The 13,200-nt window shown below is 56.3% G+C and carries 13 protein-coding genes; 8 read left to right on the top strand and 5 right to left on the bottom strand.

Features of this window, described 5'->3' with window-relative positions; translation table 11 throughout:
• Nucleotides 1-94: 94 nt before the first annotated feature.
• The 3 genes from trxB (at nucleotide 95) to ACXAEW_RS19765 (ending at nucleotide 4,881) form a co-directional block, all read left to right on the top strand.
• Entirely contained in the window at nucleotides 95-1,036 is a 942-nt protein-coding gene (gene trxB, locus ACXAEW_RS19755) for a thioredoxin-disulfide reductase (protein ID WP_474942960.1), read from the top strand.
• Between the two features lie 183 nt (nucleotides 1,037-1,219).
• Nucleotides 1,220-2,896: an adenylate/guanylate cyclase domain-containing protein gene (locus tag ACXAEW_RS19760; protein ID WP_474942961.1), complete on the top strand. Its 1,677-nt coding sequence runs from the start codon at nucleotides 1,220-1,222 to the stop codon at nucleotides 2,894-2,896.
• 269 nt (nucleotides 2,897-3,165) lie between these two features.
• Entirely contained in the window at nucleotides 3,166-4,881 is a 1,716-nt protein-coding gene (locus ACXAEW_RS19765) for a bifunctional sulfate adenylyltransferase/adenylylsulfate kinase (protein WP_474942962.1), read from the top strand.
• A 123-nt stretch (nucleotides 4,882-5,004) separates the two neighbouring features.
• Here the strand turns inward: ACXAEW_RS19765 and ACXAEW_RS19770 are convergent, their stop codons facing one another.
• Nucleotides 5,005-6,213 (bottom strand): MFS transporter, encoded by a 1,209-nt coding sequence (locus ACXAEW_RS19770; RefSeq protein WP_474942963.1) that lies wholly within the window; start codon nucleotides 6,211-6,213, stop codon nucleotides 5,005-5,007.
• A gap of 69 nt (nucleotides 6,214-6,282) precedes the next feature.
• Here ACXAEW_RS19770 and ACXAEW_RS19775 point away from each other — a divergent pair, with 69 nt between their 5' ends.
• A complete protein-coding gene (locus ACXAEW_RS19775) occupies nucleotides 6,283-6,738 on the top strand; it encodes a helix-turn-helix domain-containing protein (protein ID WP_474942964.1) in 456 nt (151 codons plus the stop codon).
• Nucleotides 6,739-6,937: 199 nt separating this feature from the next.
• The gene (locus tag ACXAEW_RS19780; protein ID WP_474942965.1) at nucleotides 6,938-7,435 is read left to right on the top strand and encodes a DUF1097 domain-containing protein; all 498 of its coding nucleotides are present in this window, start codon (nucleotides 6,938-6,940) and stop codon (nucleotides 7,433-7,435) included.
• A gap of 55 nt (nucleotides 7,436-7,490) precedes the next feature.
• On the opposite strand, the gene ACXAEW_RS19785 is transcribed toward ACXAEW_RS19780, so the two are convergent.
• The 3 genes from ACXAEW_RS19785 to ACXAEW_RS19795 all read right to left on the bottom strand — a co-directional run bounded on the left by ACXAEW_RS19785 (nucleotide 7,491) and on the right by ACXAEW_RS19795 (nucleotide 9,131).
• Nucleotides 7,491-8,375, bottom strand: coding sequence for a PhzF family phenazine biosynthesis protein (locus ACXAEW_RS19785; RefSeq protein ID WP_474943075.1), 885 nt, complete (start codon nucleotides 8,373-8,375; stop codon nucleotides 7,491-7,493).
• Between the two features lie 111 nt (nucleotides 8,376-8,486).
• Entirely contained in the window at nucleotides 8,487-8,711 is a 225-nt protein-coding gene (locus tag ACXAEW_RS19790; protein WP_474942966.1) for a DUF1150 family protein, read from the bottom strand.
• A 6-nt stretch (nucleotides 8,712-8,717) separates the two neighbouring features.
• Nucleotides 8,718-9,131 carry an Hsp20 family protein gene (locus ACXAEW_RS19795; protein WP_474942967.1) on the bottom strand — a complete coding sequence of 138 codons (414 nt, stop codon included), beginning with the start codon at nucleotides 9,129-9,131 and terminating at the stop codon, nucleotides 8,718-8,720.
• A gap of 179 nt (nucleotides 9,132-9,310) precedes the next feature.
• Between ACXAEW_RS19795 and ACXAEW_RS19800 the strand changes: the two genes are divergently transcribed.
• The 3 genes from ACXAEW_RS19800 to ACXAEW_RS19810 all read left to right on the top strand — a co-directional run bounded on the left by ACXAEW_RS19800 (nucleotide 9,311) and on the right by ACXAEW_RS19810 (nucleotide 11,573).
• Complete coding sequence (locus ACXAEW_RS19800; RefSeq protein ID WP_474942968.1) at nucleotides 9,311-9,535, top strand: YdcH family protein; 225 nt, start codon at nucleotides 9,311-9,313, stop codon at nucleotides 9,533-9,535.
• 477 nt (nucleotides 9,536-10,012) lie between these two features.
• Complete coding sequence (gene purE / locus ACXAEW_RS19805) at nucleotides 10,013-10,501, top strand: 5-(carboxyamino)imidazole ribonucleotide mutase (protein WP_474942969.1); 489 nt, start codon at nucleotides 10,013-10,015, stop codon at nucleotides 10,499-10,501.
• Nucleotides 10,494-11,573: a 5-(carboxyamino)imidazole ribonucleotide synthase gene (locus ACXAEW_RS19810; protein WP_474942970.1), complete on the top strand. Its 1,080-nt coding sequence runs from the start codon at nucleotides 10,494-10,496 to the stop codon at nucleotides 11,571-11,573. Before purE ends, ACXAEW_RS19810 begins: the two co-directional genes overlap by 8 nt.
• 159 nt (nucleotides 11,574-11,732) lie before the next feature.
• Here the strand turns inward: ACXAEW_RS19810 and ACXAEW_RS19815 are convergent, their stop codons facing one another.
• On the bottom strand, nucleotides 11,733-13,121 hold the full coding sequence (locus ACXAEW_RS19815) for a transposase (protein ID WP_474940964.1): 1,389 nt from the start codon (nucleotides 13,119-13,121) through the stop codon (nucleotides 11,733-11,735).
• Nucleotides 13,122-13,200 lie beyond the last annotated feature (79 nt).

The following is a 13,200-nucleotide window of genomic DNA, read 5'->3' on the forward strand; positions in this document are numbered from 1 at the left end:
CGCGATCTGAGGGGTTTAAGCAAACGCAGGCGGCAGCTATATGCATCCTCAACCAACGGCAAGCCCGTTTTGTATTAAGACTTGAGGATTTCGAATGTCTGAGACACGCCACACCAAGGTATTGATCATCGGCTCGGGTCCTGCGGGCTATACCGCAGGGGTTTACGCCGCCCGTGCCATGCTGGAACCGGTTCTGGTTCAGGGAATGGAGCCTGGGGGCCAGTTGACCACCACCACCGAAGTAGAAAACTACCCCGGTTTTACCGAAGTTCAGGGCCCAGACCTTATGGTCAAGATGCAAGAGCACGCATCTGCAATGGGCTGTGACATTGTTGGCGATCTGATCACATCGCTTGATACATCCGCGCGCCCCTTTGTCGCCAAAGGGGACAGTGGCACCACCTACACCGCCGACGCTGTGATCCTCGCGACCGGAGCGCGTGCCAAATGGTTGGGCCTGGAAACCGAAGAAAAATTCAAAGGGTTTGGTGTCTCGGCCTGTGCAACCTGCGACGGTTTCTTCTACCGCGGTCAGGAAATCGTGGTCATTGGCGGGGGCAACACAGCCGTCGAAGAAGCGCTGTTCCTGACCAACTTTGCCTCAAAAGTGACGCTGATCCACCGTCGCGACGAGCTGCGTGCTGAAAAGATCCTTCAGGACCGCCTGTTTAAAAACGAGAAGATCGAGACTTTGTGGTTCCACGAGCTGCACGAAGTCTATGGCACCGATAACCCCGTTGGTGTTGAAGGTGTGAAAGTCAAAAATGTGAAGACCGGCGAAATCAGCGATATCCCCTGCAAAGGTGTGTTTGTTGCAATTGGTCATGCGCCCGCGACAGAACTGGTAAAAGATGTACTGGAGCTGCACAACGGCGGATATGTTTCTGTAAAACCCGGCTCCACCGAAACCTCCATCCCTGGCATCTTTGCCGCCGGCGACCTGACCGACCACAAGTACCGCCAAGCGGTCACATCGGCGGGTATGGGCTGTATGGCCGCCCTTGATGCCGAACGCTTCCTAGCGGAACAAGACTAGGCACCAAGATCTGGTGAAATCCGAGGAAAAGGCGGCAGGCAATAGCCGCCTTTTTGCATTCCTATCGGAAGCAAACCGATAAACGGGCAAGATGTTTCAAGCTGTCGCAGGCTTTAAACGCAATTTGACTTGACCCTTGGAGTTCCCCGTCACAGTTATGGACGAAGTGAAGCGGAGGTGTCTTTGGCTGAACAACTGTGGCAGGGCGACCGGGTTACCAAGTTTCGGATCATTTCCGGCCTGATCCTATTTCTTTACGCTTTCCTGCATTTTTTCAATCTCGGCCTTGGGCTGATCTCCTATGAATGGATGGACGCCATGCAAGACGCGCGCACTTATGTGACGCGCAGCTTGGTCGGATCCATAGTTTTGGGCACTGCCCTTCTCAGCCACGCAGGGCTGGCCTTTTATGCGCTCATCCAGAGACGGACGTTGCGAATGCCGGTTCATCAATGGCTGCAGGTGATCCTCGGCCTTGTGATCCCGCTCCAGCTTTTGGGGCATATGGTTTTCACCCGCGCTGCGCATGAGCTGTTTGGAGTAAACGACGAATACGGTTATCTTATTCTGCTGATCTGGGGCAGTACATCTGGTTGGTATCAGGCATTGCTGCTTGTTGTCGTCTGGGTCCACGGCTGCATTGGTCTACATCACTGGCTGCGTCTTACCCATTGGTGGCAATCTGTCATTCCCTACGCAATTGGAGTTGCGGTCTTTGTTCCATTCTTTGCGCTGACGGGATTTTTGTTTGAAGGAAGGCGGCTGGCTGAACTGGCATATGAAGATGGGTTTGCGCCGGACATGCGGGCAGATTTCAACTGGCCAAACAGCGCCGCCCGTCAAATGCTTGTTCAAATTTCGGATGGCAGCACTCAGGGCTATTGGTATCTCCTGGCCGGGCTCGCTGCAGTTTATCTGCTCCGGCGCATGATTCTGCGTCGACGCGCTGTAAAAATCAGCTATGTGGACGGTCCAACCGTGGACGGTGATCGGGGGATGACCCTACTGGAGATGTCGCAAACACACGGCGTTCCCCATACTGCGCTCTGCGGCGGAAAGGGACGCTGCACCACATGTCGTGTTGTGATCGAAAAAGGAGCAGAAACCCTGCCGCCGCCGTCTTTGGCGGAAACACGCTCTCTTCAAGCTGCGAAAGCCGCTCCCAATATGCGCTTGGCCTGTCAAATACGCCCGGACCAGCCCATCACCGTCTATCGCGTCTTTCGCCCCCAAGGGGGGCGCACCAGGGCGCACGCCAGCCAAGGGGTGGAACGTCAAATCGCAATCCTGTTCTTGGATATGCGCGGCTTCACACAGCGCACAGCAGGCCTGTTACCTTATGATGTCGTGTTTCTTTTGAACCGCTTCTTTGACGCAATCGTACCGGAAATCACCAATGCGGGCGGCAACGTCGACAAATACATGGGCGACGGTTTGCTGGCGATTTTTGAGACCCACGATCCCAGGTCTTCGGCCCGGGCTGCGCTGACAGCGGCCTGCGGCATCTCTGAGGCGCTGCAACGATTTAACGAAGGGCTTGTCGCAGCCGGAGACTCACCGGTCAAAATCGGTATGGGGCTGCATTTGGGGCAAGTTGTGGTTGGTGAAATCGGCAGCGGCTCAAAAGCGCCACGCACGATTATTGGCGGAACAGTCAATGCCGCCAGTCGGCTTGAGGCCATGTGTAAGGACCTCGGTGTCGAACTTCTGGTTTCAGAGAGCCTGCTGAGAGCTGCCAACATAACGCTCGCAGGAAAGGAACTGCGGACCTTTGAACTGCGGGGGGTTTCGCTCCCTGTTCGGGCCTGGCCGCTGAAAAGCGCCGCCGTTCTGCGTGAAGAGTTGCCTCAAACAACCTGAAACTTTGCGCCCCTGGCCGCCATTTCATTATTCCCGCGTCTCAATACACACGGGTTTAAAAACACTTTCCATCTGAAATTTCCAAAATTCACATAATCTCGTCCCAAAGCTCATGAAAAAGGCCGAACAGAGATCTCGATGGGCCAGCAGAAGCACATCTTGTCCTTTTTACGTTGGTACGGTGGACATCAGCGTCCTGTTACCTGTATGCCCCAACTGGAAAAGGCACCTCCCTTTACCAATTCTGCGATAACGATGAGAGAATTCGCATGTCAACATTGAGTAACCTAGCTCCTATTCCCGAGCTGTATGTATCTTATGAATCTGCACAAAAGCTGAAAGTTGAGGCTGCTGACCTTAAAAGTCATGACCTGAGCCCGCGTCAGATTTGTGACCTTGAGCTTTTGATGAACGGCGGGTTCAACCCGCTGAAGGGCTTCCTGAGCGAAGCTGATTATAATGGTGTTGTTGAAAACATGCGTCTGGCAGACGGCCAACTCTGGCCGATGCCGATCACTTTGGATGTGTCCGAAGAGTTTGCGCAGTCGCTGGAAGTTGGCGAAGACATTGCTCTGCGCGACCAGGAAGGCGTAATCCTCGCGACCATGACCGTCACCGACCGCTGGGAGCCGAATAAATCGGTAGAAGCGGAAAAGGTATTCGGCGCTGACGACATTGCCCACCCTGCAGTGGACTACCTGCACAATCAGGCGGGCAAAATCTATCTGGGCGGCCCAGTTACCGGCATCCAGCAGCCCGTTCACTATGACTTCCGTGCGCGTCGCGACACTCCGAACGAACTGCGCGCCTATTTCCGCAAGCTGGGCTGGCGCAAAATCGTTGCGTTCCAAACCCGCAACCCTCTGCACCGCGCACACCAGGAACTGACCTTCCGCGCCGCGCGTGAAGCCGAAGCAAACCTGCTGATCCACCCCGTGGTCGGCATGACCAAACCCGGTGATGTGGACCACTTCACCCGCGTTCGCTGCTATGAGGCGGTTCTGGACAAGTATCCGGCGTCCACCACCTCGATGTCGCTGCTGCCGCTGGCCATGCGTATGGCTGGCCCCCGTGAAGCGGTTTGGCACGGTCTGATCCGCAAAAACCACGGTCTGACCCATTTCATCGTTGGCCGCGACCACGCGGGTCCCGGCAAAAACAGCCAAGGCGAAGATTTCTATGGTCCTTACGACGCGCAGGAACTTTTCCAAGAGCACGAAGAAGAAATGGGCATCAAAATGGTGCCGTTCAAACACATGGTCTGGGTTGCGGAACGCGCGCAATACGAAGCCATCGACGAGATTGAGGACAAGGATGACATCACCATCCTGAACATCTCGGGCACCGAGCTGCGCCGCCGCCTGGCGGAAGGCCTGGAAATCCCGGAATGGTTCTCCTTCCCGGAGGTTGTCTCGGAACTGCGTAAGACCAAGCCGCCACGCGCTCAGCAAGGTTTCACCGTCTTCTTCACCGGTTTCTCCGGTTCCGGCAAATCCACCATTGCAAACGCTTTGATGGTCAAGCTGATGGAAATGGGCGGCCGTCCGGTTACCCTGCTTGACGGTGACATTGTTCGTAAGAACCTGTCGTCGGAACTGGGCTTCTCAAAAGAGCACCGCGATCTGAACATCCAGCGGATCGGTTATGTTGCTTCCGAAATCACCAAAAACGGTGGTATCGCGATCTGCGCGCCGATTGCTCCTTATGCCACCACTCGCCGTCAGGTCCGTCAGGGCATTGAACAGTATGGTGCGTTTGTCGAAGTGCACGTTGCAACCTCCATCGAGGAATGCGAACGCCGCGACCGCAAAGGCCTGTATAAACTGGCTCGCGAAGGCAAAATCAAAGAGTTCACCGGTATTTCTGACCCCTATGACGTCCCGGAGAACCCGGAACTGCGCGTCGAGACCGAAGGTACAGATGTCGACAACTGCGCACATCAGGTGATCCTCAAGCTGGAAAGCATGGGCCTGATCAAAGGGTAAGCCTTTGCTACGCATTAAAGAATATCGGCCCGCCTTCTTTGGCGGGCCGTTTTTGTTGGGGCAAGAAGCAGCTCCACTCTATTTCACGGCCTGGCTTCCCCTGCTCTTAACCAAAGTTTCCCGTTAGGCCCTGACCTTGCGCGCGCCCTTAACTCCCCAGACGCTCCAGATAATCGCGAGGCACATCAGCCCGCCGGACAGCACGCCATAGGTCACAGGAAACCCCCAGGCCGCAATTGCCGGAAGGCTTAGCGCAGGAGAGGAAAGCTGTCCGACAAAGATGGCCGTCGTCAGCACTCCGCTGGCCCGACCGCGCCAATACACCGGCGCCGCTGTGAGCATGAGGCCGGCAAAGCTTGGGGTCACCAGCGAATACCCGATCCCAACCAAAGCCGCAGCCCCCAGAACCGGCCACAGTCCGGATGCGATGGACAAAAGCGCATAGCCCGACGCCATAATTCCAAATCCCAAAGCAAATATTCCAGCGGTTCCCAAGACCCTCGCAAAACGCGAAAATTGCATGGCAAAAAGCGCGCCGACCAATGTCATCGAACCAAGTGTTGCACCGGCGGCAACCGGAGCATGGATCCCGAGACTGTTCAGGAAAAACGGCACCTGTGTCGGCATAACAAAGAAGGCAAGGTTCGTCACACCCTGCAAGACTGCAATTCCTGCAACAGCCAGCGGCCATCCAGTGCGGCCTCCACTAATCCCGGAAGAAGCGGTGAGGTTCTTGGAAACTTGCGACGCGCGGTCCTTTGGCACGCCCTGCCAGATCACCCACATCGCAGCAAAGGCGAGAAGATAGATCGCAAACGGCAACCGCGCGCCCCAGGTTGCCAACACCCCAGCCGCCGAAATACAGACCAACCCGCCCAAATTGCGCGCCATGATCGAAAGCCCCTGCATCTTCTGTCGCTGGTCTCCATCAAACAAATCCCCCAGCAACGCGGTCTGCGCCGTCATGATCAAGGCCATTCCAACGCCCAACACCAGACGGCTTGCCATAATCCAACGTAAATCGGGCAACCAAAGCCCCGCACAGCCCGCAAGCGCAAACAGCGCAACCCCTATCAACAAAAGACGCCGACGCCCCATGCGATCGGCCCAACGCCCTGCCAAAGGTGCGCAGACCACCACAGCCGCCGATGGAGCTGGCACCAGAAAACGGCTTAGCCAATCCGCCCAGGGATCCGACGCAAACTCGGCCGCCAACAAAGGCAGCGCGGGGCTGAGCGTGGCGTTGCCCATCACCATAAGGGACGCCGCCAACATAAGAGAGAGGGCCGCGCCGTCTCGCCACAGTCGCTGTGCTTTTGGTTTCCCGATCATGTGCAATTCCTCCTGCGATTTTCACTGATTCACGTGATGCTACGACTTCAAGTCAACTTAAGGTCAATCATGAAACCACAGGATGCCGCCTCTCAGGATGCAGCTGGAAAAGTCACGCTTCTGGACATTGCAGAGATTGCGCAGCGCTCTGGTTTTTCAGCGTCCACTTTGCGCTACTATGAGGAAATCGGCCTGATCCAATCTTCAGGCCGCAAGGGGCTGCGGCGGCTGTTTGGGCCCCAGACCCTGGTCCAGCTTTCAGTTGTTTCCCTGGCAAAATCAGCAGGGTTTTCCCTCACCGAGATCGCAGCCATGCTTGGCCCCGATGGGCAGCCCCAACGCAATCGCTCTGAGCTACACGCACGTGCGGACGCGCTGGATCTGCATATTCGACAGCTGACCGGGCTGCGAAACATGCTGCGTCATACGGCGGACTGCCCGTACCCAAAGCCGCTCGACTGCCCAAAATTCCTGCGACTTCTGAATATCGCAACGCGCCAGCAAATACGCCACAAGCGCAAGTAAAAGATTACTTTTCTCACTCCGAACCCCAGCAGACAGCTGTGACTCGCGCGCGCAGACATACAGTATTTTCTGATAATTTCACGAACTGAATAGTCTCATAAACAATCGTCTCATTGGGGGGCTTCCTCTTTGCGCTTAGGCTTTTGCAGCGTCCGCATCTGGTAATCGCGGGCGTCAAAAGTATCTGGGAGGAACTGTTATGAATTTGATTACCGCACTAGCGATCGCCATTGGCGCCCTTGCCGGGGTGGCCACATATCTGTGCCTGGGCACAGGGTTTGGCCTTCAGGTCTGGGCTCTGTTTGTGGGCTGGGGCAGCTTTTATCACACCGGTGGCGGCCTGGATGGGCTCACCAAATCCGCCGTCAATCACGGATGGGGCGTCCTGATCGCCGCAGCAGCGCTTTTTGTAATCGGCACCGTAGGAGGATCGGTTCTGGTGACATCCGCAATCGTTTCTGTGTCCGTGGTTGTGCTGGTCATGGGCGCACATCAGGCGCTGTTGTCCACGATCCCCGCCGGCGTTTATGGATACGCATCCACTGCGGCCTTTGCCTTACTGACTGGCGTTGCCATCGCCAACCCGGCCGCAATAGCCCAAGCAGCGGGCATGGTCTTTGTGTCGCTTCTGATCGGCAATGTCTTTGGCTTTGTTTCAGAAAGAGCGGGCGGCCTCATGGTGGCCAAAACAGAATAGAGTTGCACATACGCCGGGATGGCCCCCATATCGGGGCCATCTCTCTTGTGACGTTTCAAAGCTGGTCTGGCAGATGCACCTGGCCCGACATCAAAACAAAGCCCTGCCCTGCAACCTTGACCCCCGTGATCGCATCCGCAGTCCCGACGCGCGTCACACGCGCTCGGCCCGGACGCCCTAAACCGTGGCCCTGCTCGGCAATGAAACTCTCCTTGTCCATCATCCCATGGTGCCAAAGATATGCTGCCATTGCCCCCGTGGCGGAACCCGTAAACGGATCCTCAGGCGGGCTGGGCGGAGCCATAAGAAGACGAGAAAACGTATCCCCTGCCGCAGTTGCGCCCTCTAGTGTCACCAAGAAAGGCTCCATCATGTCGATCCGATTGCTTCCCAAAGATTGAGCAAGTTCTTCCAATGCATCGAGGTTGAGTCTGGCCGCTTCAAGACTTGCCCGATCCTTGAGGACCGTCACACAAAACGGCAATCCTGTTGAGACCTTCTGCGGCCTCCCGACAATGGCACTTGTTGGTAGCGACACCACAGCGGCAACCAGATCAGGGTCGGGAAAAACACCGAACTGAGGTGCAACCTGTGTCATCTCAATGTCTTCCCCCTGGACTTCTATGGCAACAATCCCGGCCTGTGTTTCCAGCGTCAGAAGGGAGCCCTGGACCAGTCCCCGGCTTCGCAGCGCAGCAACAGTTGCAATGGTCGGATGCCCGGCAAAGGGAATTTCACCACTGGCGAGGAAATAGCGAACGTGAAAATCCGCAACTTCGGATGGTGCAATAAAAGTGCACTCCACCAGTGAGGTTTCCCGAACATAGGCGCAGGCTACATCGGTCGGCAGATGCGCTCCTCCGTGCACCACGGCACAGCCGTTGCCGCCAAAGGGGCGGTCGGTAAATGCGTCGACCCAATCAAAATTGAAACTGTTCATTGCCATGCCGTTCCCTTAGCCGCTGTTTCTGTTCAACTGTCTATGGGAACGAAAAAGGCGGGTCAAAACCCGCCTTTGTATGCCTACATTACGTGACTGGCGGTCATCGGTTTAGTGAACCGGGACCGGAGCACAATCATTTTGCCGCGCCAACACAAAAGCCATGCGGCGATCAGCAACCAGCGCCAGTTGTTCACCGCTATCATCATGCACCGCATAAAGGTGGCTGCGCCCCTCGGCGCTGTCCTGCACCTCTTGCGGCAGGGCAGATACATCAACTGTTTTGACATAGACCACACGTCGCGAACCGGAGACGTTCTCGAAATTTTCCTGCATCTTATATTACCCCTTTTTGATGTTAATGGTCTGAACAACGGTTTCCGGGCGGGACCGGGTCAGGTCCACATGCAGCAGGCCATTTTCCATCATGGCCTCCCCAACTTCCACACCATCAGCCAAGACAAACATGCGCTGGAATTGGCGCGCGGCGATGCCTCTGTGCAAGAAAACCCGACCTTCGCTGTCGTCGCTTTGACGTCCGCGGATCACCAACTGGCGATCTTCAATTGTTATGGACAGGTCTTCCTCTGCAAATCCGGCAACGGCCAAGGTGATGCGATATGAAAAATCCGATGTCTGTTCGATATTATACGGGGGGTAGCCTTCGTTGCCAGATTTGGCAGAGCGTTCAAGAAGGCGTTCCAATTGCTCAAACCCCAGCATATGCGGGTAAGAGCCCAAGGTAAGTTTTGACACGTTTCTCGTCCTTCAATTCAAAGCGACGTCTTTGCACCAGACCCCGTAGCGGCGGCCTCGTCCTCTTCAATATGGGTAATTTGAAAGATTTCGCAAGACCAGCCACCTCTAGGCCTAGCGAAAAACCGGTTAAAACCTTATGAATGAACAGGTAGCAACCACAGTATCAGAGTCACGCAATGAATGTGCAAAGCGATCTTTCGATGAAAACCGACGAGGTTTTAAAAATCGAGCTCAAAGTTTTTCGCAGGCAGCACCGAGATCTGGATGAGGCAATTTCTGCGTTGGAAGAGAAAACAACCAGCGATCAGTTGACAATCCGACGGCTCAAAAAGCAGAAGTTGCGGCTAAAAGATGTCATCGCGCAGATCGAGGACCGGTTAACCCCGGACATCATCGCCTGAGACAACGCATCAGTACTAAGACTGTCCCGACCACAGGAGCGGATACGCGGATCGGTGCAGACAGATAGGTCCAGAATGGACCGCACACTCCAAATTCTGAGACCTGGCGCATTTGGGTCGCCTTTGCTTTCGTTGATCAGGCATACGACCGGGTGTTTGTCAGTCTACAATCATCAGATAAAAACCCAGCCAACACCCAATTATGGGCTGAGACGAGAAAGACTGGATGCAACCGCGCCGGGCAGCATAGCTGAACGGCGCTCGGCCCAAGGCCCAAACGGGCATGTTTTATGCACGGACGCGGGCGCGGGAGCCCTCCCCGTGCCAAGGCTCCCTTGACAGCACGCCTCTGCCACCGCATTTGGATGCGCGAACCATTGCGCCACCGTCCAGCATCACTATAGTGCGCGCGCATTCATGACACCTGCCCGCAGCCTCTGTGCCGGGCGCGCTGCCACCCAAAGGAGCCTTTTGCGTATGGCTGATGTAAAAGTAGGCATTATCATGGGCAGCCAGTCCGACTGGCCGACCATGAAAGAAGCCGCAACCATTCTGGATGAATTGAATGTGACCTACGAGGCCAAGATCGTTTCGGCTCATCGCACACCAGACCGCTTGTGGGACTATGGCAAATCAGCCGCAGATCGCGGACTTCAGGTGATTATCGCAGGTGCCGGCGGAGCAGCGCATCTGCCGGGTATGGTTGCGTCCAAGACCCGCGTTCCCGTGGTTGGCGTCCCGGTACAAACCCGCGCCCTGTCCGGTGTCGACAGCCTCTACTCTATTGTACAAATGCCCAAAGGATTTCCGGTGGCCACCATGGCAATCGGCGCCGCAGGCGCTGCCAATGCAGGGCTGATGGCCGCAGGCATTCTGGCCAACAATGATCCAGAGCTTGCAAAACGTCTGGACGATTGGCGCGCCGCTCTCTCTGCCTCAATTCCCGAGGAGCCGGTGGATGAATAACCCTCTTCATGCAGGCGCGACCATCGGGATCCTCGGTGGCGGCCAGCTTGGCCGGATGCTTTCCGTTGCGGCAGCTCGTCTTGGATTTAAATCGCATATCTTTGATCCCAGTCTCACGCCGCCTGCGGGTCAAGTGGCTAACCGGATCACCACCGCTGCCTATGAAGATGTCGAAGCGCTGAAAGCCTTTGCCGCCGATGTGGATGTAATCACCTACGAATTCGAGAACATCCCGACCGCAGCGCTCGATACGCTCGAAGCCATTCGCCCGATCCGCCCCGGCCGCGAAGCCCTGCGCGTAAGCCAGGACCGCCTGACCGAAAAGACGTTTCTGCAGAATCTCGGCCTGAAGACCGCGCCTTTTGCGAATGTCACAGATATGGCCAGCCTTGAAACCGCGCTTGCTGAAATTGGCGCTCCGGCCATCCTGAAGACCCGTCGTTTTGGCTATGATGGCAAGGGGCAGGCCCGGATCAAATCCGAAGCGGATGCGGCCAAGGCACTGGCAGATATGGCCGGCGCGCCTGCAATCCTAGAGGGTTTTGTCACGTTCTCGCATGAGATCTCCGTCATCGCGGCCCGGGGCATCGACGGTCAGGTCGCCTGCTTTGACCCCGGTGAAAACATCCACCGCGACGGCATCCTTCATACGACGACTGTGCCTGCACGTCTTTCAGGCAGTCAGCGCATGGACGCAGTACTGCTGGCAGGCCAGATCCTGAACGCGCTCGATTATGTCGGCGTCATGGGGGTGGAGCTTTTTGTGACCCCGCAGGGTCTTATCGTGAACGAGATTGCCCCACGCGTACATAACTCCGGTCACTGGACACAGAACGGCTGCACAGTGGATCAGTTCGAACAGCATATCCGTGCCGTGGTCGGCTGGCCTTTGGGCGAAGGTCAACGCTTTGCCGATGTCGTCATGGAGAACCTGATTGGCGATGACATCGCCCGCCTTCCCGAGCTTGCTCAGGAAAAGCACTGCGCCATCCACATGTACGGCAAAGCCGAAGCAAAGCCCGGCCGCAAGATGGGCCACGTGAACCGGATTACTGGCGCCGGAAAAGCCTGATTTCAGACCGAAAGCCCAAGCTGCGCCTTTTCAAAATGGACTGGCGCAGCAGAAATGTTCGGCTGTTCAGGAAAGGCAGCTATTGGCTTATTCAGTTGAAAAACTCGCCGATTTGAATGCTCGGTTTTGATCTCGATATCTGCACAGCCGAGACCTTGATCATATGGCGGGTGTTGTTTGGGGAGCCGTGATGAGCTTTGCGAGTTTTCTGAGGTTCTGGGCGGTGGCGGCGAGGTGGAATTCGTCGCGTGCGCCGCATGGACCACGTAATCGGAGGCGTCCGAGACCGAGGATGCGTTTGAGGTGGGCAAACAGCATCTCGACCTTCTTCCTGAGCTTGCAAGAGATCGCGTATTGGGTGGTTTGGGCGATGGCGCGCGCCACGTCTCGGGATGGTTCGTGGACCGACCGTGTTACCTTGCGCCGCGGCTCTTTCGGGCAGCATCGGCTTTTCAGGTTGCAGGCGTCGCAGTCGGATCTGCGGGCACGATAACGAAGGATGCCGTCCTTGTCCGGTTTCGGTTCCCTCGGCTTTGTGAAGGCCCGGCGGTATTGTTTGAGTTCCTTGCCACCTGGACAGATGTACGCGTCATTCTCAGTGTCATAGGTGAAGTCGGCTCGCTCGAAGGTCCCGTCGTTGCGACCGGATTTATCGATAACCGGGATATACGGAGCAATGCCATGATCGACAAGCCAGCCAAGCATGGGTCCCGAACCATAAGCCGTGTCTGCGATCAACCGTTCCGGCTTGAGATCATGGCGCTGGTGCACCCGACTAACCATGGTTCGGGTAGCACCGACCTCAGCCTGTCGGATAGACCGAGTTGCTTCAACATCCAGGATCACACCGTTGTCGGTGTCGATCAGATAGTTGGCGGAATAGGCAAAATAGGCGGGTCCACCCCGTGCCCCTGTCCATTGCGAGGCTGGATCGGAATGTGAGGTGAACTTCGGCTTCACCGGGCTTGCAGCACCAAAGGCGGCTTCATCCAACGTCTCTAGGTATTCCCTGACGGCGCGGGGTGCATCTTCAGGGACGATCTTCTCAGGTGCCCAATCCCGCTGCGGTGAGGAGTTCTGCCGATTGGCATCAGCCTGGATCAGGCTGGCGTCAGCTGCGAAACGCTGCCCACTGGCCAACCCTTCCTCGATACAGCGCGTAACAACCGTCTCGAACAAATGCCGCAAAAGGTCACTGTCTCGGAAACGGCCGTGCCGGTTCTTCGAGAAGGTCGAATGGTCCGGCACCGGATCAGTGAGATCGAGGCGGCAAAACCAGCGGTACGCGAGGTTGAGATGCACCTCGTCACAGAGCCGACGCTCAGATCGAATGCCCATCACGTAGCCCACCAGCAGCATCCGGATCATCAGTTCCGGATCAACTGACGGTCTGCCCGTTGAGCTATAGAAGGGGGCAAGGTGTCCCCGGATGCCTGAAAGTTCGACGAACCGGTCTATGCCACGGAGAATGTGATCCTGAGGAACATGGTCCTCAATCGAGAACTCGTAGAACAACGCTCCCTGCGCTTCCTGCCTCGGCCCCATCATCGCGGTCAATCTCCTGCAACGTCGCAAGAATTGAACCAGTCAATCCAGCACCAAACAAGAAGAGTTTTTCAACAGAATA

This window comes from Epibacterium sp. ABZ3_068 (assembly GCF_056159265.1).

Excerpts from the sequence above, each read along its gene's own strand:
- ACXAEW_RS19815 (WP_474940964.1), bottom strand. The coding sequence starts at position 13,121 with ATGATGGGGCCGAGGCAGGAAGCGCAGGGAGCGTTGTTCTACGAGTTC.
- ACXAEW_RS19765 (WP_474942962.1), top strand. The coding sequence starts at position 3,166 with ATGTCAACATTGAGTAACCTAGCTCCTATTCCCGAGCTGTATGTATCT.
- ACXAEW_RS19800 (WP_474942968.1), top strand. The coding sequence starts at position 9,311 with ATGAATGTGCAAAGCGATCTTTCGATGAAAACCGACGAGGTTTTAAAA.
- ACXAEW_RS19775 (WP_474942964.1), top strand. The coding sequence starts at position 6,283 with ATGAAACCACAGGATGCCGCCTCTCAGGATGCAGCTGGAAAAGTCACG.
- ACXAEW_RS19770 (WP_474942963.1), bottom strand. The coding sequence starts at position 6,213 with ATGATCGGGAAACCAAAAGCACAGCGACTGTGGCGAGACGGCGCGGCC.
- purE (WP_474942969.1), top strand. The coding sequence starts at position 10,013 with ATGGCTGATGTAAAAGTAGGCATTATCATGGGCAGCCAGTCCGACTGG.
- ACXAEW_RS19790 (WP_474942966.1), bottom strand. The coding sequence starts at position 8,711 with ATGCAGGAAAATTTCGAGAACGTCTCCGGTTCGCGACGTGTGGTCTAT.
- ACXAEW_RS19780 (WP_474942965.1), top strand. The coding sequence starts at position 6,938 with ATGAATTTGATTACCGCACTAGCGATCGCCATTGGCGCCCTTGCCGGG.
- ACXAEW_RS19810 (WP_474942970.1), top strand. The coding sequence starts at position 10,494 with ATGAATAACCCTCTTCATGCAGGCGCGACCATCGGGATCCTCGGTGGC.
- ACXAEW_RS19785 (WP_474943075.1), bottom strand. The coding sequence starts at position 8,375 with ATGAACAGTTTCAATTTTGATTGGGTCGACGCATTTACCGACCGCCCC.
- trxB (WP_474942960.1), top strand. The coding sequence starts at position 95 with ATGTCTGAGACACGCCACACCAAGGTATTGATCATCGGCTCGGGTCCT.